At 59.8% G+C, this 18,857-nt stretch carries 18 protein-coding genes and 1 tRNA gene; 13 read left to right on the forward strand and 6 right to left on the reverse strand.

Annotation, left to right across the window (positions count from 1 at the left end; translation table 11 throughout):
- Positions 1-479 precede the first annotated feature (479 nt).
- The gene (gene recR / locus BRX37_RS06945) at positions 480-1,076 is read right to left on the reverse strand and encodes a recombination mediator RecR (protein ID WP_017503434.1); all 597 of its coding nucleotides are present in this window, start codon (positions 1,074-1,076) and stop codon (positions 480-482) included.
- A gap of 180 nt (positions 1,077-1,256) precedes the next feature.
- Between recR and fmt the strand changes: the two genes are divergently transcribed.
- Both fmt and truA read left to right on the forward strand, forming a co-directional pair.
- Complete coding sequence (gene fmt / locus BRX37_RS06950) at positions 1,257-2,165, forward strand: methionyl-tRNA formyltransferase (RefSeq protein ID WP_125986057.1); 909 nt, start codon at positions 1,257-1,259, stop codon at positions 2,163-2,165.
- A 4-nt stretch (positions 2,166-2,169) separates the two neighbouring features.
- Positions 2,170-2,928: a tRNA pseudouridine(38-40) synthase TruA gene (gene truA / locus BRX37_RS06955; RefSeq protein WP_125986058.1), complete on the forward strand. Its 759-nt coding sequence runs from the start codon at positions 2,170-2,172 to the stop codon at positions 2,926-2,928.
- Here the strand turns inward: truA and BRX37_RS06960 are convergent.
- A complete protein-coding gene (locus tag BRX37_RS06960) occupies positions 2,901-3,845 on the reverse strand; it encodes a GGDEF domain-containing protein (RefSeq protein ID WP_125986187.1) in 945 nt (314 codons plus the stop codon). The two genes, truA and BRX37_RS06960, sit on opposite strands and share 28 nt — an antisense overlap.
- A gap of 141 nt (positions 3,846-3,986) precedes the next feature.
- A complete protein-coding gene (locus BRX37_RS06965) occupies positions 3,987-4,709 on the reverse strand; it encodes a queuosine precursor transporter (RefSeq protein ID WP_037517900.1) in 723 nt (240 codons plus the stop codon).
- An 87-nt stretch (positions 4,710-4,796) separates the two neighbouring features.
- On the opposite strand from BRX37_RS06965, the gene BRX37_RS06970 reads away from it, so the two are divergent.
- Positions 4,797-4,873: transfer RNA gene (locus BRX37_RS06970), tRNA-Arg, on the forward strand.
- A 150-nt stretch (positions 4,874-5,023) separates the two neighbouring features.
- On the opposite strand, the gene BRX37_RS06975 is transcribed toward BRX37_RS06970, so the two are convergent.
- Both BRX37_RS06975 and BRX37_RS06980 read right to left on the reverse strand, forming a co-directional pair.
- Positions 5,024-5,278 (reverse strand): hypothetical protein, encoded by a 255-nt coding sequence (locus tag BRX37_RS06975; protein WP_063141252.1) that lies wholly within the window; start codon positions 5,276-5,278, stop codon positions 5,024-5,026.
- 15 nt (positions 5,279-5,293) lie between these two features.
- On the reverse strand, positions 5,294-6,127 hold the full coding sequence (locus BRX37_RS06980; protein ID WP_063141250.1) for a hypothetical protein: 834 nt from the start codon (positions 6,125-6,127) through the stop codon (positions 5,294-5,296).
- A gap of 31 nt (positions 6,128-6,158) precedes the next feature.
- Between BRX37_RS06980 and BRX37_RS06985 the strand changes: the two genes are divergently transcribed.
- The 7 genes from BRX37_RS06985 (at position 6,159) to BRX37_RS07015 (ending at position 13,116) form a co-directional block, all read left to right on the forward strand.
- The gene (locus tag BRX37_RS06985; protein WP_201038968.1) at positions 6,159-6,569 is read left to right on the forward strand and encodes an ArsR/SmtB family transcription factor; all 411 of its coding nucleotides are present in this window, start codon (positions 6,159-6,161) and stop codon (positions 6,567-6,569) included.
- A gap of 51 nt (positions 6,570-6,620) precedes the next feature.
- Positions 6,621-7,664, forward strand: coding sequence for a hypothetical protein (locus BRX37_RS06990; RefSeq protein ID WP_063141247.1), 1,044 nt, complete (start codon positions 6,621-6,623; stop codon positions 7,662-7,664).
- A gap of 97 nt (positions 7,665-7,761) precedes the next feature.
- On the forward strand, positions 7,762-8,748 hold the full coding sequence (locus BRX37_RS06995) for a CBASS cGAMP-activated phospholipase (protein ID WP_125986059.1): 987 nt from the start codon (positions 7,762-7,764) through the stop codon (positions 8,746-8,748).
- A 7-nt stretch (positions 8,749-8,755) separates the two neighbouring features.
- On the forward strand, positions 8,756-10,162 hold the full coding sequence (locus tag BRX37_RS07000) for a CBASS cGAMP synthase (RefSeq protein ID WP_125986060.1): 1,407 nt from the start codon (positions 8,756-8,758) through the stop codon (positions 10,160-10,162).
- Positions 10,163-10,307: 145 nt separating this feature from the next.
- Positions 10,308-11,501, forward strand: coding sequence for an RNA-guided endonuclease InsQ/TnpB family protein (locus BRX37_RS07005; RefSeq protein ID WP_080727058.1), 1,194 nt, complete (start codon positions 10,308-10,310; stop codon positions 11,499-11,501).
- A gap of 110 nt (positions 11,502-11,611) precedes the next feature.
- Positions 11,612-12,316 (forward strand): pirin family protein, encoded by a 705-nt coding sequence (locus tag BRX37_RS07010; RefSeq protein WP_063141244.1) that lies wholly within the window; start codon positions 11,612-11,614, stop codon positions 12,314-12,316.
- A 47-nt stretch (positions 12,317-12,363) separates the two neighbouring features.
- Positions 12,364-13,116, forward strand: a complete 753-nt coding sequence (locus tag BRX37_RS07015; protein WP_037510698.1) for a hypothetical protein — start codon at positions 12,364-12,366, stop codon at positions 13,114-13,116.
- Between the two features lie 30 nt (positions 13,117-13,146).
- On the opposite strand, the gene BRX37_RS07020 is transcribed toward BRX37_RS07015, so the two are convergent.
- Positions 13,147-14,328: a hypothetical protein gene (locus tag BRX37_RS07020; RefSeq protein WP_037510700.1), complete on the reverse strand. Its 1,182-nt coding sequence runs from the start codon at positions 14,326-14,328 to the stop codon at positions 13,147-13,149.
- Positions 14,329-14,641: 313 nt separating this feature from the next.
- Here BRX37_RS07020 and BRX37_RS07025 point away from each other — a divergent pair, with 313 nt between their 5' ends.
- The 3 genes from BRX37_RS07025 (at position 14,642) to BRX37_RS07035 (ending at position 18,853) form a co-directional block, all read left to right on the forward strand.
- Positions 14,642-15,442: a hypothetical protein gene (locus tag BRX37_RS07025; protein ID WP_037510701.1), complete on the forward strand. Its 801-nt coding sequence runs from the start codon at positions 14,642-14,644 to the stop codon at positions 15,440-15,442.
- A 174-nt stretch (positions 15,443-15,616) separates the two neighbouring features.
- Positions 15,617-17,881 carry a Mu transposase C-terminal domain-containing protein gene (locus BRX37_RS07030; protein ID WP_125986061.1) on the forward strand — a complete coding sequence of 755 codons (2,265 nt, stop codon included), beginning with the start codon at positions 15,617-15,619 and terminating at the stop codon, positions 17,879-17,881.
- Between the two features lie 21 nt (positions 17,882-17,902).
- Positions 17,903-18,853, forward strand: a complete 951-nt coding sequence (locus BRX37_RS07035; protein ID WP_063141240.1) for an ATP-binding protein — start codon at positions 17,903-17,905, stop codon at positions 18,851-18,853.
- Positions 18,854-18,857 lie beyond the last annotated feature (4 nt).

The following is an 18,857-nucleotide window of genomic DNA, read 5'->3' on the forward strand; positions in this document are numbered from 1 at the left end:
CCCGTTAGCGTTCGGTCCGCTCCTGGGGAGGAAAGTTGCCCGACCAGAAGCGGACCTGTTCCCCCTCCCGTGGGCGGGAGGGGGGGGGGGGAGGGGGTGTGTTGGACATCGCGAAAGCCCACCCCGCTGCGACTAACGCGCTGCGCGCGCAAGTCTCGCTGCCCCTCCCGCTTGCGGGAGGGGAATGGCAGGAAACACCCAAAATCCGCCGCCCTTCCCGTCCATCATCCGGCCTGTCCTACACGCCGCTTGTCTGATCTACTGCCCGGATGGATCACCATCCCCCTGCCCTTCTACCCCTGTCATGGCCCGCTGCGCACGGGCCATCGACGCGTGGTGATCGCGCCATAGGGGCGTCCTTGGTGCGGGACAGAAGCGCGATTGTCGCGTCGCAGGCGCGTTCCCGGCGCATTTCGCCCAGAAACCCCGATAACGGTGTGAACTTCGGGACACGCGTGCCCCCGCCTTTGGGCCGTCCCTCAGCCCAGCGGCCGCCGCGCGCGCAGCGCCTGGGCCAGCGTACCCTCGTCCAGATAGTCGAGTTCGCCGCCCACCGGCACGCCATGGGCCAGCTGGGTCAGACGGATCGGGAAGCGCTCCAGCCGCTCGGCCAGATAATGGGCGGTGGTCTGCCCCTCCAGCGTGGCGTTCATCGCCAGCACCACTTCGTCGATGCCGCCCGCCTCGACCCGCGCGACCAGCGCGTCGATGCTCAGATCCTCCGGCCGCACCCCCTCCAGCGCAGAGAGGCGCCCGCCCAGCACATGGAAGCGGCCGGGGAAGAGGCGCGACTTGTCCAGCGCCCACAGGTCCGCGACATCCTCCACCACGCACAGCGCCCGCGCGTCGCGGCGCGGATCGGCACAGATGCCGCAGGGATCGACCGTGTCGACATTGCCGCAGGTCTGGCAGGTGACCAGCCGTTCGTTGACCGCCGCCAGCGCGCGCAACAGCGGCTCCAGCGCGCCCTCGCGCTTCTTGAGCAGATGCAGCACCGCGCGGCGCGCCGAACGGGGGCCAAGGCCGGGCAGTCGCGACAGCGCCTGGGTCAGCGTCTCGATTTCTGGGGATGCCATGGAACCGAGATAAGGGCTTGCAAGTCGTCCCGACAAGAGGTTTGAGAGCGATCTTGGAAATAGGCCCCAGGCAGATTTCAAATGCGGTGCCAGCCCGCTCCCCCAACCCGGCCACCCAACGGCAGTATCTTAAAGGGTGGCCGGGTGGGGGAGCGGGCTGGTGCGGGAAGCGGAAAAACTATGCGTATCATCTATATGGGCACCCCCGATTTCGCCGTTCCAGCGCTCGATGCACTGGTGAAGGCCGGGCATGACATCGTCGCCGTCTATAGCCAGCCGCCCCGACCGGCCGGCCGTGGCAAGGCGCTGCGCCCCTCGCCGGTCCAGGCCCGCGCCGAGCAACTGGGGATCGAGGTGCGCACGCCGGTTTCGCTAAAGGACGAGGCGGTGCAGGCCGAATTTGCCGCGCTCGACGCCGATGTCGCGGTGGTTGCCGCCTATGGCCTTATCCTGCCGCGTACAATCCTGGCGATGCCGCGCCATGGCTGCCTCAACATCCATGGCTCGCTGCTGCCGCGCTGGCGCGGCGCCGCGCCGGTCCAGCGCGCCATCCTGTCCGGCGACAATGTCACCGGCGTCACCATCATGGACATGGAGGCGGGGCTCGACACCGGACCGATGCGCGCCAAGCATATCACCCCGATCGAGGACAAGACGGCGGGCGAACTGACGCAGGAACTGGCGCAGGCCGGTGCCGAGCTGATGGTCGATGTGCTGGACGATCTTGCCGGCCATCCGCCGGTAGTCCAGCCCGAAGAGGGCGTCACCTATGCCGCCAAGATCGACAAGGCGGAGGCACGGATCGATTTCAGCCGCGACGCGCATCAGGTCGAACGTCAGGTCCGCGCCTTCAACCCCTTTCCCGGCGCCTTTTTCGAATATGGCGGCGAACGCTTCCGCATCCTCGCCGCCACGGTCGAGGATCATGCCGGGCCGGCGGGCGAACTGCTCGACCACAGCCTGCTGATCGGCTGCAGCCATGGCGCGATCCGCCCGACCCTGATCCAGCGCGCCGGCAAGGCGGCGATGTCGGCGGGCGAATTGCTGCGCGGTTTCGACATGCCCACCGGCAGCCGGATCGACGCCTGACCCGATGGCCCGTTTCGCCTTCACCGTCGAATTTGACGGCCGCCCCTTCATGGGCTGGCAGCGTCAGGCCCATGGCCCCAGCGTCCAGCAGGCGATCGAGGATGCGATCCATGCCGTCACCGGCGAGCGCGCCATCCTGCACGCCGCCGGCCGCACCGATGCCGGCGTCCATGGCCTTGCCATGCGCGCTCATGCCGATGTCGAAAAGCCGCTGACGCCCTTTCGCCTGATGGAGGCGATCAATGCAAAGCTGCGGCCCCATCCGGTCGCGATCCTCGCCTGTGAGGAAGTCGCGCCGGACTGGCATGCCCGTTTCAGCTGTATCGGCCGCGCCTATGTCTATCGCATCGCCAATCGCCGCGCGCCGCTGACCCTGGAATCGGGTCTCGCCTGGCGGGTGATCCAGCCGCTCGACGCCGACGCCATGCATGACGCCGCGCAGATACTGGTGGGTCATCATGACTTCACCACCTTCCGCTCGGTCCATTGCCAGGCGGCCAGTCCGCTGAAGTCGCTGGCGATGCTGGATGTGGAGCGACAGGGCGATCGCATCGCCATCCGGGCGGAGGCGCGATCCTTCCTCCATCATCAGGTCCGCTCGATGGTCGGCTGCCTCGCCATGGTCGGCATGGGCCGCTGGAGCGCCGATGACCTGCGCGATGCGCTGGAGGCGCGTGACCGCGCCCGGCTGGCGCTCAACGCGCCGCCGGACGGTCTCTATTTCGTGCGTGCCGATTATAGCAGCGCGGTGGTCACCAGCTGATTCTTGCCGGCGCGCTTGGCCGCCAGCATCGCCTCGTCCGCGCGCGCCACGATGCTGTCCAGTTCGGTGTCATCGTCGGGGATCAGCGTGACCAGCCCAAAGCTGCCGCTGACACCGCCATGTGCGCCGCCCAGTTTCATCAATCCGACGCGCAGCGCCTCGCCCAGATCCGCGCCTTCCTCATCGACCAGCAGCACGAACTCGTCGCCGCCCATCCGCGCCACGACATGGCGAGTGGCGACCATATCCTCGATCAGCCGCGCCGCCTCGACCAGGCAGCGATCCCCGGCGCTATGGCCGAGACTGTCATTGAGCTGCTTGAACCCGTCGAGATCGAGATAGATCAGGCTGACGGCGCGATGCACCTCGGCTGCCTGCCGCAACAAGGCCCGCGCCCGCACCACGAAGCCGCGACGGTTGAGCAGACCGGTCAGCGGATCATGGATCGCATCGAAATGGGCCTGCCGCATTTCCGACAGATCCTCGACCACGGCGACATAGAATTCCGGCTCGTCCCGCTCGTCGCGGACCAGCGCCACGGTGAGGTTGATCCAGATCAGCGCTGCATCCGCACGAATATAGCGCTTCTCCAGCGTATAGCGCTGCAACTCGCCTCGGTGCAGCCGGCCAAGCAGCGCGACATCGGCATCCAGATCATCGGGATGGGTGATCTGCTGGAAACCCAGCCGCATCAGCATCGCGGCCGAATAGCCGGTAATCTCCTCGAAGCGGGGATTGACGGTCAGGAAGGTGCCGTCGAGCGCGACATGGGCAATGCCGACCGGCGCGTGCTGGAAGGTCGCCTGAAACCGGCGCTCCGCATTGGCCAGATTGGCCTGGATCGTCTGCGCCTCCTGGCTCAGCGCCCGCGCGACATGGGTCAGGCGGTCGATCCGGCAGATCGCATCCGGGGTCATCACGGGATCGCGATCAGGAACAATGGACTGGGCGGAGGCGATGGGCACGATGGGCGACTATTCTTTCCTGACTTTGTCGCTTCCTCCTGCGCCCAACAAGGTAAAGACTCTCTTTAGATTACATAATTTACTGACCACAGCCTATTGGAGCCGGGTGCGGAACGGGGTGAAGTCGGTGCCCGCGTCATAGACGTCGAGCCCCTCGCGTCGCTTGAGGCCATTGACCACCACATAGGTGACCGGCGTCAGCACCGCTTCCCAGCCGACCTTCATCGCCCAGTTGGTGACCATCACGGTCAGCACCTGCGTCGTGGTCCAGTCGCCATAGAAAGCCAGCGGATAGAAGAGCAGGCTGTCGACCCCCTGCCCCACCACGGTCGAGCCGATGGTGCGCATCCACAGATGCCGTCCCTGGGTGATGATCTTCATCTTGGCCAGTACGAAGCTGTTGGCCAGTTCCCCCGCCCAGAAGGCGCAAAGCGAGGCAAAGACGATCCGCCAGGTGCTCCCGAACACCGCCTCATAGGCTTTCTGGTCGGGCCAGCCCTCGGCCGGCGGCAAGGCCACCACCACCCAGCTCATCAGCGCCATGAACAGCATCGCGGCAAATCCTGCCCAGACGCAGCGCCGCGCCCGCGCATAGCCATAGACCTCTGTCAGCACGTCGCCGATCACATAGCCGAGCGGAAAGAAGAGGATGCCCGCGCCAAAGGTCACGCCGCCCAGCGACGACAGCTTGGCCGCACCGATCAGGTTGGACAGCAGCAATATGGCGACGAAGGCCGCCATGAAGAAATCATAATAACGCAGCGGCCGTGCGCCCAGCACGGTCGCGTCGATTTTCCGGATGCCCGCGTCGCTCATCCTTCGGTGCATATCCCGCCGACACACGATTGCAACGGCTGCGAAAGATTGCGCCGCGGCCCAAGCCCCGCTATCGCTCCCGCGCACGGCCCCGTAGCTCAGTTGGATAGAGCATCCGCCTTCTAAGCGGATGGTCGCAGGTTCGAATCCTGCCGGGGTCGCCAATCAGGTTTCGGTTGTCAGTAAGACTGCTCCTTTACTTCATTTTCGTGATCCTCTGAGCTGCAAGAATGGCCAATTTCGGCCATTCCGGTTCTTAGAGGGTGTAGCGAAGTAGGGGTTTTCGCCGTCAGCGAGGAATTAGGAACGTCCATTCAGGATGGCAAATCGAGGCGATCGAGTATCCGCTTGAGCAATGCCCAAGGTCCATCCCGGCGCGGATGCGATGATATTCCCACCCAGGTATCCATCCCTAGCACTCCTATCCGGGAATTCTCCCGCTGGACGATGCGGGCGGTATAGTCGCTGACGTCCGCCAGCCTACTCTCGTTCTCGATCTTCATCTGAGCGATATCGAAAGCCGCTGCCTCATCGCCACCCGGCCAGATTGTGATCGTGACGACCATCATGGCCTGCGCGCCTCTCTACGGCGCGAACCTAGACTCGAGCTGCAGGTCCAGCCCTTCAGCCAACGCACTTTGAGGATTGCTGGCTACCATCGCCAAGATCGCCCCCATCGCGTCCGACACCATAGAGACCGCCAGCGGGTTGCTCGCGTCGTACCCTCTGCGGACCTCAGCCTGGTCCGCCAACTGTCTTCCATAACGAAGTCTGAGCAATCCTCTCGCCTCAGCGAGATCGCAGGCCATCATCGCATGGTAGACATGATGGATTTGGCTCACCTGCACATCGACGATCGTCGCGGTGTAAAGCGTCCGACCATGTTCGACACTGTCCCGGTCCCTGCCGGTATTCCAGAGCCCCCCGGCCACCGTCTCTCCGGTCATGCCCGCGTCACGACGGAGGATTTGATCGACCAGATCACTTGGCATGCCCAGTTCCAGATCGAGCGAGTGGAACATGATGCACCTCATCAACCCCGGCGCTGTCAAACACGCTTCCAGCGGTCGCGCCCCGTCAAACGGAGGCTGCGGGCTATACAGCCAGGCCAATGGATCGGACGGCAAGCTGTCACGCTCAAACCGAGCGCCGGTTTCAACGGCCGCGATCACGAGGCGATCGACCATCTTGTAGGTCAAATCGAATGACACATCGTCGGGGCTATCGCTGGCTAGCGGATCAGGGCGTCCCAACAGAGCTGAAGTGGTAAAGTAATCCAGCGCTGAGCGCTGGGTCCGTGCAGCTATTCTCTGTTCGTACATCTCATGCGTCAGCATTGCGATACCCTTTCTGTCACCATCCTTTTCAGAAGAAGCCTGCGCGAGTCGCTTGCTCCACTTGCAGACTTGTACATTCATTTCAATGATTCTGGAATTGTAGAATTGAACGGTGTCCGATTTGCTGTTTCAACGGACGTCGAAACGGACATCGGCCGGTACATTGTTGGTTTGGCTGACGGATCTGTCCGTCACTAACCGTTTGACCGGTTGGGATGGATCGCTGATAGTCTGGTCCATGGACTCATCAGCAATGGTCGAGGCCCTGGCTGCGCTGGGGCAACCGACTCGGCATGATATCTACCGCCTCCTCGCCCGGGCGCCTGAAGGCCTGCCGGCGGGAGAAATCGCGCGCCACCTCAATGTCGCTGCAAACACGCTATCTTCCCACCTGGGAATTCTATCGCGTGCCCACCTGGTCTCCTCACGCCGTGCGGGAAAACAGGTGATCTATCGGGCTGATACAGCCGCAGCGTCGTCCATCAGCACATACCTCAATGGTCTGGCCTCAGTGACGCCCTGAATTTTCTGAATACGCTCAGCTTCGCTCCTCGAAACTCAGGAGTGAAGAAAAATGGAAGATCGCATTGCCCACTACATGGTGACCTTCACGCCTCAGCAGTGGCCGGAAGCTTATCGGCGCGCTCTGGAAGTTGAAGAGCTCCCCAGGAAGGGCGGTCGGCGAATGGCAGCAGCTGTTACCGCTGCCGCCACTCGGCTGGGGTATAAGGAGCGCAACTTCTTCAAGATCATTCGGGCGTACAAGGACTCGCTCCAGCTGAACGATCAGGTTCTGTCCAACTACCCCCGCCAGCTTCCTGCTGAAACGAGAGCAGCTCTCGAAGAAGCCATCGCGCACGCCGGCCCGGGCGCTCGGCCAGGGGCGATCCAGGCTGCCGCCGAAGCCTTGTGCGAGAAGCGTAAAATAAGTCCACCAAGCAAACGGGCAGTCCGCACGAGACTCAATCTGCCCATGGAAGTGACCGATATCGCGTCCTACACCGGCATGAATACCGATTACGCCATCGATATGTCGCCACTCGATGTGGCGGTCGATGGCCCTGATGACATCCCCTATCACGCTGTCCTCACCGCGTTCATCGACGTCAGCCGTGGTATCGCTCTTGCCCATGTGGTGACTGCAGATAGGCCAACTGCCGACGACATCCTCCAGTTGGTCACCGAGGCCGCTGAACAGATGAGTTCCGCATCACCCGCACGCGCGTCTTTGGCAATATACCGCAACGCTCCTGTCGATGACCTACGCACGAAAGCCCAGTTGCGCTCGATCGGCATCGCCAAGTCAGACGTTCAGGTGGATTCTCGTCGGCCAGGATTGGCCCTCACTGCCATGTTCGGCACCAAGCTCGGCCGCGTGCCTCTCAATCCGCGCCGCAATCCTTCCATCCCATTCGCAATTCGCGAAACTCTGCCTCTGCCTGTCGTGCGTCCAGCCGTCGCTCTGCTTCTGGAGCGCTATCACGCTGGCCTGCAGATCAATCGAGAGGCCGAGCCTGCCGTATCAGCCGCGGCAGCGGTCCAAGCGATTACCAAGGGGCCAGCCAAAGCGACGCCGATTGGAAACGCCTATCCCCCATCTCTCCACGCAAGTAGATAGGCCATTGGTCATGTGCCCGCCCAGGTGCATTCTTTTATCATGATAGCTTAGCTTGAAACTTCGAGGCGCCTCTCTAACTTGCAAGAGGGGGTGTCGCTTGGCGTTTCAAATCCTATCCTTGTCGGGAGGAGGCTTTCTGGGCCTCTACACCGCCGCAGTTCTTGCAGAACTAGAACAGCGTTCGGGCAAGCGCCTGAACGAGTGCTTCGATATGTTCGCCGGCACGTCGATTGGCGGCATTATTGCTCTGGGTCTTTCAGCTGGGAAGAGTGCCACTGAAATCCGTGATGCCTTCATCGAGCACGGTCCTAAAATTTTCCCTCGCGCGCCAGCGAACTCCAAACTGGCTTGGTTGATCCGTTTCACCAGAAATTTGCCTGCCCCTCTCTACAAGCAGGACGCGCTGCGCGAGACGATCGAAGAAATCGTCGGTCCCCAAACGTTGATGTCGGACCTCGCCCGGCCGACGGTCATCCCTTCTGTCAGCCTTACCAAGGGCGGACCTAAGGTATTCAAGACAGGACATCACAAGCGATTTGTCCTCGATTGGCAGTTGAAGGTCGTAGACGTCGCATTGGCTACCTCGGCAGCGCCGACCTATTTCCCTGCACATCGGATCGGCGACGAGTTGTTTTCGGACGGAGGGATGTTCGCCAACTCACCCGATATGATCGCCCTTCATGAGGCCGACATGTTTCTGGGCATTAACCGTGACGACATCTCAGTCTTAAGCGTCGGCACCACTACCACAGACTTCGCCATGTCCAGTTCGCTCAATCCCAACATTGGGGTGATGGGTTGGATGAAAAACCAGCGCCTGACCGATGTGATGATCGGATCACAACAGGCGTTGGCCGATGACATGATGAAGCATTTGCTGAAAGATCGTTACCTACGGATTGACCGTCGACAGGCAGATGAACAACGGCAAGAACTTGCCTTGGATGCCGCCACCCCCAGCGCCATCAGCAATTTACTTTCCATCGCCAAGGGCTCGTTTGCCGAGGTGTCAGCCGACCCTCGCCTCCGGCAACTGCTGTCACACGAGGCCCCGCCATTCGCTTTCGTCAACGCTAAGCTTTGAGTGTCCGATGTCCACTGCTGCACGCCTCTTTCATTCGAAGTCCGATCAGACGCTTTACGAGCGCATCACCCCATCAACCGATCAGTTCGCGACTCAACAAGCCCGCTGGAATGACCTTGCCGACTTTCTGAAATCCAGAATGAAAGACGACACCGGCTATCCGATCAGCACCTGGCTGCAGGGTTCCTACAAATTCGACACTCAGATCAGGCCGTGGACGACGGGCGCCCAGTTCGACATAGACCTCGGACTATATTTCGAATGGGCCGGCTCTGACGATGACGGCGACTATGATCCTGAAGGTTTCAAAGAGCTGATCCAGAACGCTCTCCTCGATTATGCAGACGACGAGGACAACGACGCCTCAGGGGTCGAAGAGCCCAAAGAGCGATGCTGCCGCATTGCCTTCAATCCCGACTTTCACATCGATGTGCCCTGCTATCACCTTGATCGTGCCAAGGACCGGCGCGCGCTGGCAACAGAGACCAAAGGCTGGGAGGCAAGCGACCCCAAGGCGATCTATGTGTGGTTCAAGGATCTCCACGACGACAAAGCAATTCGGGCTCAGCTGCGTCGACTCGTTTGCTATTTCAAGATGTGGGCAGCGTTGAAGATCGAAGACGAGGCAAGCCGACCTTCATCGATCACACTTACGGTTCTGGTCGCCGAAGCTCTGGATGGGATTGATCTTTCAGAGACCAGAGACGACGACGACGTCCTCGCGGAAATTATCACGATCATCGCAGATCGCCTTGATGACGATACTGAGGTCGAAAACCCGATCGATACCCAAGAAAATTTGAACCGTCTTTCTGACGACGCAAACGACAATCTCCGCGAACGCCTCCGCGAGTTCGAAGACACCGCGCGCCGAGCGAACGCTGCGACCAGCGAGGCGACGGCGGCCCAGATCTGGACGGAGGCCTTTGAGCATTTCTTCCCTATGCCGGAGGATGTTGAGGGTGAAGCAAACGCCACCACTGCAGCACGCAGCGATATTGCAAAAAATCACGCTTTGGTCGCTTACAGCTTCGACCCCGAAATTCACGTTCGGGCTTGGTCCCAAAACAATGAGAATTACGAGCGCTTCGGGGTGAACGAGCTTCCCACGATCCTGAAAGACTGCTCCATCGACTTTACATTGGTCAACGCAGCCTCGCTCCCAGTGGGCGCTTCGGTACGATGGACGGTTAGGAACCGCGGACATGAAGCGTGGACCAAGAATGATATTGGACACTGCTCAGGCGATGGTTACGAAGTATCCGAGCATTCAGCGTATAATGGCAACCACGCAATGGATCTCACCGTCTACCAGTGGGGTCGGATTATCGGCCGCAGGCGCATCGAGATCAACGTCCGCGGCACAGCGTTGGCTGCCCGGCAATTACCGGCGAAGCGACGCTTCCGACGCTGAAGATTTCGCGCACCCGCAGATCACAGAATTCGATCCAACAGTAGGCATCTCATCATTCTGTCCGAATGGATCCCCACCGTCATGCCGTTCGATTGATCTTTGAAAATCCACCTTGCGTTAACTTTTGCACGTCAGATGCAAGCGCATGTTCTTGCAGTATAAATTTCCGATCGAGCCAAGCCGGGCGCAACATGCGCGCCTGGCGTCGATCCTGCAGCTGCAGCGAAATTTATACAACGACGCGCTCCAAAATCGGCGTGCAGCCTTTCAGCGCGGCGTCCATCTCACATACGAAGACGATACCAAGTCTCTCCCTGCGTATAGAATGGCCAACCGCCAGCATACTGCCCTGCCCTGGGGCATTAACAACTGGACCTTGCGCTGCGTCGATACCGCAATGACGAGGTATCGCGATCGCCTGACGGCCAACCCCAACGCCGGGTTCCCGCGCTTCCGCTCCGAAGAGCGTTGGCGCAGTTTTGGCGTCCACGGCGTACGAGGATGTGTTATTGCCGACGGCTACCTAACGGTCGATGGCATCGTCGGGAAATTGCGCATGCGCATGCATCGCCCTTTGCCGGCTGACGCTCGCCTCGCCAGACTCACCTTCACCCGCAGAGCCCGCCAATGGCATGTTGCCATCCTGATTGATTGCAAAGTCGGCGATCAAGAGCATAAGAAACCCGGTAGCGCATGCGGCCTCGATCTCGGCATAGAGCAACTAGCATCGCTGTCAGATAGCTCTCTCTTCGACGACACACCCCGTAAGACCACTCAGAGTTCCGCGTTGCGTCGGGCCTACCGGGCACTGGCAAGATGCCAGAAAGACTCCCGCCGAAGTAAAAAGCTGCGCGAACGCCAAGACCGCGCCAGTCAACGGGTGATAAACCTCCGTTCCACGCGGCTGCATCAGATCTCGGCGGCGATCACTAATCGATTTGAAACGATCGTGGTCGAAGATCTCGCGCTCAAACAATTTCCCCGACCAACACGCACACGACGCCCATCAGACGGCGTTGGCGCAATCGCGATACGAGAAAACGGTCAGGTGTTGGCCGAGCCAAGACCAAAGCGCCTTCTTGAGATGATCCGCTACAAAGCTGAAAAAGCTGGTGGCAAAGTCGTCGTTGTCGATCCGAGACACATTACGCAAACGTGCAATGCATGCGGATCACCAACCTCTGAAAGTAACGATGCTGACCGGCACATCTGTGCCTGCGGCGCCGATGTCCCACGAGGCACCAACAACGCAATCAACATCCTTGCGCGCGGTCTCTCCGCGCATGCGGCCGCTTTGGGTCGCAGGGTGGGCAAGGTTTTGCCCAACGCCAGCGTCTAGCTGCGCGTCCACCCGGAAATGCAGCGCGTTTGCATAGCAACTGCCTGTCCAAAGCCAGTTTGGTTTTTTTCAAACCCGCTTTAGCCATTCATATTCGCACTGGAACCCTGATGATCACCTTACGCCCCTCCCGCGACTTCGGCAGCTTCCGTTTGGATCATTTCCAAAGCCTTCAGCATTTCGGGCCTGAGAGCTGCGGCGGACATCCGATGCAGTGGGGCGATATGATCATGTGGAACCACGAGACGATCTCTCCCCGCGCTGCCCTGCCGCAAACTCCGCATGCCGATACCGAGATACTGACCTACGTCACCAGTGGGTTCCTCTATCACGAAGATAACCTGGGCAATGTCGGGATGCTCCAGGCAGGCAATTGTCAGATCATGTCAGCTGGAACTGGTGTCTTTATCAGGCGCGGCAATCCAGACGAAGCTGAACCAGTCGAATTTGTCCAGATCTGGCTGATGCCCAACCATCAGGCTGGCGAGCCATTTTCCTTCACGAATGGGTTCGCTGACGATGGTGAGCCGGGGCAGTTCGTTACATTGGCCAGCGGGTTCGACAATGAAGGCAATTCACTGCCAATGCGAACCAATGCCCGCCTCTCGCGCATTGTGCTGACCGACAGTGGCACTGCGGACTACCGATTTGAAGCAGGCAATTTCGGCTATGTCGTGCCGCTCGCCGGCGCTGTTCAGGTCGGTGATGTTGTCGCCAACCGCAACGACGGAATTCTCATCAACGATGTTGAAGTCATAACCATAGTCGGCGTCGGAGACGCGGAAGCGCTCCTCATAGAGCTTTCTGAAGCCTGAGGGCCGATCGCTTTAAGAAAACCTCACAGGGTGGATGACCAAGCCAAATGAATCAGATCGCTCGGGTTGTGAACGTATTTTCCACCCCATACGAAGCATGGAGTTACCGCCAGTCCACCGATGAAGAAGCGCTATCCCTTTGCCAAAAGGGTTATTCGTTAGCCGAATCCTTCACCACGAAAGACAAGCTGCTTGAGGAAGTCTCGAACCATGTCCAGGCCGCGGCGCGCATGCTTCGTGAGGGTGCAGATAACGCGCTCGAGCGTCACATAGACAAAGCGCTGTCAGCAAGCTCTGAATATCGCGATCTCCGCAACCTGATGCCGTCAAACGTGCCTCAAGCCCTAAGTGCTTATCAGGCTGAGTTCTCAGAGGCTGACTTATCTGCGGCGGATAGCGCGATCAAAGCTATCGGGGTGACGATGCCAAATGGACAATTCTTGTTCCACGGTGGCTTATGGCCGCTCGGCGTACAAACTTTCACGACGACCCGCCCATTCTCCACATCCTTCTGCCCGCAAGTGGCACGCAGGAATGCAGAGTGGAAAAGCAAAGCTTATGACGCTGGCCGGATGGACCTGATGGTCGTCCACGTCATCCAGCCACAAACCAAAGCCTACGCTTACAGTCGGGATGGAGACCTCGGCAACGAGAAGGAGGTCGTTTTCGCCACCGGCGCACAACTGACCTTAACCCGCGAAACCCACATTGCCGACGTCACCGCCTCCAAAGTTGGCCCGCACTACGAAACGTTGAAACGCACCGTTCCAGCGTATCTGCTAGAAATCGACATATCGTAACATCGCAATAATCGCGTTGCTCGGGCCCGACTAGAACTCGGGCCGCATGACTACATCACGGAAAAGGGCGGTGATCGCATTCGCCCGCTCTTCACGCATGCGCTGAGACTTCTCGACCGTCGGCTCCGCCTGCTGCCACTGGCTTTCGTTCCAGCGCATCGCCTCTACGAGCAGCGCCCGCTCGAGAACCTCTTGCTCAATCCCCTCGCTGATCGAGTTGCTGAGAGGAGCCCCTTCCTCCGTAAATCTCGGTTTGAACTGATATGGCCCCAGCGTGTCACCCAGGTAGCGGACCAGCTGCGTACCGTGACGCCACTTTCCGCCTGCATGAATGTCAAACGACACTCGGCGGTTGAAGACCCGAAAGCGCTTCTGCAACTGCTTGCTCTGCCGCGCCCCGCCTGGAGGCGCGATAAAGTCGATCGACTCCACGCGATCGAAATGCACCTGCGTGTGCTGCACGAGATGGCGCATGAGGTCGTCATCCATATTGCGGGTAGCGCGCATAAGCCCGTCTTCCGGAATCAGCGGATCGCCCACCCCCAATCCAAGGATCATCCTAGAGCTGGTATCGACAATGAACGTAGCCGTAGCCAATTCCACCCGGCCGCTGATCTGAACCATCACATCGACTGCGGTCTGGTCCACCAGGATCTGAAGACCAGCAGCCCCAGCCGCCGGCTCTGCGACACCTTCCCGGCGGAGTACCTTTATGCGTCGCTGGATCGAAGATGCGGACGGAGGCGCCTCGCCCGCGTCCGCGCAGGATTCAAATATCCAGCGTATGATCGACGCGGGCGAAGCCGCGGGCTCATGCTGCAGTTTCCAGCGCAGCGCACGCTCGGCAACGGGTGCGAAGCCTTTCTGTGCTGGTGCCGCGACAGCCTTCACCCGGAAGCTCGGTGACAGACCTCGTGTTGGGCCCAGATCCTTCAGCTTCTTCAGCAGTCGGTAAAAATTGCGCTGCTCCATATCGAGCGCGCTGCACGCGTCGCCCACGGGCATAGGGTCATCGTCGCGAAGATAGAGGTCCATCGTCCTCAGTCTGGCAATCACCGCCTCCCGCTTAGAATCATCCAGAGACAGGAACAGGGCGTACTCTGATTCGCCAGAAAAGCCTGAAGCGGCATGCCGTTTGATCAACTCCTCGTCAGTTTCGAGGGCCGACCGGTCCGAACCAACGTCGCGCGTGCCGTTTTTCTTACTGTTCATCCATGACTTATTAGAACAGTAAGGCACGCATCGTCAAGTGAGTTGGTCACGATACTGTGCAGTTGAAACCACATTCCTGTTGCCATCACGGTCATTTTAGCGTTCCTAAATGCACAGTATCGTGACCAACATGGAGACAGTGCGATGACGACTAAACCGCGAAGTGCAGATCGAAACAACCTCGTTTCAATCGTTTATACAGAGTATCTGATCGAGATCATCCGACATTTTGAACGACAGCAGCGCGTTAAGACGTGGAGTCGTTCTCGCTCCAAGTGGCCCAACAGCAACCGTCGCGGCTGGACGTTCTGGAATGACTGACGCATATGAAGAACTGGCTGAGATCGACGTTCGCGCCGCTATCAACCTCATGCTGCGCAACCCGTCATACGAACCCTCCGCTGGCCGGTTGCGCGCCGAAACCTTGCTCAGGAAGCACAACAGCCTGGTCAACACCATGGCTCGCATCGTGGTCGCCAACGACAATGGTTCACTCCGAACAGTCTCTGGCGGAACACACCATGCGAGTGGCTGGTACCCTTCCGTGAAGGTCGGCCGCACACAGCATTATGAGAGCCTGCATCAGCTTGCACTGATCGAGCGGTGCGAGACGGACCCCAATGTCGTCCACTACCAATCAGAGGCTCGCCGCTTCGAATTCATCCTGCGGAGGAAGGAGCGGTACACCAGTGACGTCGACATACTGGACGCCGATGGCCGCCTGGCGGTCGTCGAAGTCAAAGGCGACGATGCGGACCTCCGAGATCCAGAATATCGGCTGAAACTCGCCGGCGTCGCCGAGATTTGCCGCCGGGTGGGCCATGAGTTCCGTATCACCTTCGGTTCCGAAATTTTCGAGAATAGCCGCCACCGCTTCAACGTACGCCTCGCCAGCTCGATGCGCCGCACGGCCATCTCATCGTCGCAGAAGCGGCTCGTCGAAAGCCTCCGCAGCAAAGGCGATGACATGCAGTTGGGCGAATTCGCTGAGCTGATGGCGCCCGGAAATTTTGTCCAAGGGCGGGCAATCACTTTCGCCATGCTGGTGAGGCGCATCGTGTCGCTCGATCTCACGCAGCCTCTCATCGATGAGATGCCTGTCAGCTTCATCTGATCATAGATCAAATACCCCAGGAAGGATTCAACCGTGACCTAGAGTGAAATCATAACTGCCTGACGAACCCGCAGGCACCCATCACAACAGAAGCAATGCCATTCGCAGCGTAGAAATATCTACTGCTGATGGATTTTGCGCGCCCTCAGAATACCCAAATCTCGGGAGAGATACGTGAATTACTTCCCCTATAAGCTCAAACGCAATCAGCTATACAGTATCGAAGGTCAACCCTGTGTTTTTACATCACATGGATATCGCACACGCCTGAACTTCGAACATGCTGCCACAGGCAAGCCCGTCGAATATCTCGATGACGCCGGCGTCGTCCGTCCAATGGACCAGGATCGCTTCCGGACGCTGCTTCAGAACGGTCAATTCTTCCAGATGGCAGACCGTGGGCAGTCGCCGGCCAAGAACAAGATCGCTGAATCACATCTGACGCCTGCCGAATGCGAGGAACTCGACGCCGACAGCGCGCTCCGGCTGGCAACGTTACGGCTGCTCGATCGGAACGGCGTAATGACCGGCGTGAAGGCAATCTCTGAAGGACTTGCCGAGCACTGGACCCCCGAGCTGCACACCAAATATGGCGAGGCACCCAATCCACACACCGTGAAACGCTGGATGCGGGAGCGCGGTAAAGTCGGCGACCGCGATGCTCGTGAGGCCACGAGCGCCCAGGGGCGCCATTGCTATGATGAAGATGGCATCCGCATGGAAATCCGCCAGCGCCTGGCTTTGACTTACTATGCGTCGAAGAAGAGCGTCACCGATATCAATGTGCTGACCAACGCTGAGATTAGCCGCGTCAACGATGGCACTTCGCTCGAATACGAGATGCCTACGGAGCCGCTCCTCCCGGTGAGCCTGAGCACCACATATCGCGACATCAAAATGCTTGAGTGCGAGCAAACGGTCGCTGCCCGCCACGGCAAGCAGGCAGCCTACTCTCGGTGGCGTGGCGCAGGGAAAGGGCATGAGGCGGAGCGTCCTCTGGAATTCGGGCTTATGGATCACACCCCCATACCCGCTCTCCTCGTCATCGACGTGGAACGCGCCATCATTCTGGGCCGCCCGACTTTCTCCGCACTTGTTGATGGGTTCAGCAGGGTCGTGCTCTCGCACATGCTGTCCTTCAATGCCCCATCATACGCCACCGTGTCGGAGTTGCTTCGCCGGTCTGTTCTGCCCAAGATCGTGCCGCCGATCATCAAGAACAAGCACCCTGAAGCCCAGGACGTCTGCGGCCTGTGCAGCACATATCACGTGGATGGCGGTATGGAATTCCGCAGCCACGATATGGAGAGCATGAGCAAGGCGACCGGTGCAACGATCCGCATCAGTGGTCGGAAAAAGCCGCGCGAACGAGCCCTTGTTGAGCGCATCTTCCTCACCATCCACAATTACGTGTCATCGAAGGTGGCCGGCGCCCATCTGCCGATCGCCCTCTCCCGCGAGTATGATTACGACCCCGCCGTGGATGCCGTGCTGACGCTCGACGAACTCGAGGCACTCATCATGTTCGCCATCGCGGTCTATCACACGACCCCGCATGGCGGCCTGAACGAGAAACAGCCTCTGCTCTGTTGGAAACAGGGCACCGCCCAGTACGGGATCGTTCTACCGCGTGACCCTCGCATCTTCGAGAAGGCCCTCCTCCCCAAGATCAATTCGCACCGGCTGACCCACGCTGGCATCGAGTGGAATGGCCTGCGCTTCGGCGATTTCAAAGCCGTGCCTGACCTGCTCGCCGATCTTGTCCCTTTGGAAGGCAAGCGTCAGCGCCTGAAGAATGCCACTGCAACGGTGTCGTTCCGCTATGACCCATACGATCTGCGCAAGATTTGGGTGATCAACCGCAAAACCAATCAGGACGTCGAGTTGTACTGCCAGACGGCCGGCTATAGCGATGAGCCGATCAGCCTGTGGATGCACGAACAGATCCGTGAGAAGGCCAAAGCGGAAGCCGCCGACTTCAACTCACGGGAATGGCGTGACGCCTGCCGCGCCGAGCTTCTCGACGCCATCGACCAGCTGACGCCCGAAGCCAAGGAGCGTGAACGCAAGCTTCTGGCCAAGCTGTACGAAAACAACCGCATCCGCAGCATCACCGGTGAACTCGCCAGCCTGCAGCGCGAGCGCCCCGAGCCGGTCGATATCCCGATCATCTATGCAGACGTGATCGAGCACGAGATGCACGATGCCGACACCCTGTCTCGTCGCCCCGCTCCACAGAAAGCTGCCCCTACCGCATCTAAACGGCGGAGCAACCGGCAGAAGGCGAAAGCTGCCAATGCCCGAGAGGCGACGCCAGAGGACATGCCAGAGCGCGACCGGCGTGCTCCTGCGCCGCCACCCACCCCGGACGCGTCGACCACCGACCCCGAACCACGCCGTGAACGCAAAAAGCGCTCGAACGACAGCAGCTACTTCTAACCCCTACCCGAAAGGCAACACATGACTACCACCACATCAAACCCGCCCGTTGTACGGCCGAATGAAGCCGCTGCCCGCTCTCAACGTGTGGCAGATGCCCGCAGCGCGTTCCGCCAGATTAAGATTGTTCATCCTCGCCAAGAGGCTATCATTGCAGGGCTGGATGAGGTCCGGCGCTCTGGCATCGCCACCCGTGGCGAGCGGCAATATGGCATCACCCTCCTGGCTGAAAGCGGTTCCGGCAAAACGACAGCAGCCGAACATTTCCGGGACGGCATCGAACGCCTGGGCGAACTTCCCGAAGGCAGCCGGCCCGTCCTGATCGTCAAGCTCATGAGCACTGGCACCGCCAGGTCGCTATTCTCTTCCATCCTGCAGGCCCTGGACGACCCCTTTTATGACCGCGGCACCGAACCCAACCTGCACAAGCGCGCCGTGCAAGCCATCAAACGGGATAACGTGCAGTTGCTCGTCATCGATGAAATCCAACATCTGTCGCGCCGGTCATCGGCGGCAACCCATGTCACGGATAGCCTGAAGACGTTCCTTGATTCTGGCCTTGTTCCTATCGCCTTTTTCGGCACCCACGACGCGGACAAGCTGTTCCACTCCAGCCACGAGTTGAACGGCCGGCTCTTCCCTCCCCTCACGCTTCCTCCCCTTGATTGGTGGGCGGATGACGATCGAGACCTATTCCTGGACTTCGTCGAAGACCTCGATACCGCCATGGTCGACAAGCAGATCATGAAGGTCGCCAGCGGCCTGGTCGAAGAGGACATTGCTCGCCCCCTTTGCCTCGCAAGCAGCGGAATCATCGGCCGCACCTGCCGCATCGTGGAAACGGCGGCGATAAATGTCGTGCGTGAAGGTCGGCATGCGATTACCCGCAACGATCTCGCCATGGCAGTGAACAGCTGGGCCATTGCCCATAGCTTCATCGACTATAATCCGTTCGTGGAGATCGAAGCTTGAGCCA

The sequence above is a fragment of the Sphingomonas sp. S-NIH.Pt3_0716 genome (assembly GCF_003950715.1).
Lineage (GTDB): Bacteria > Pseudomonadota > Alphaproteobacteria > Sphingomonadales > Sphingomonadaceae > Sphingobium > Sphingobium yanoikuyae_A.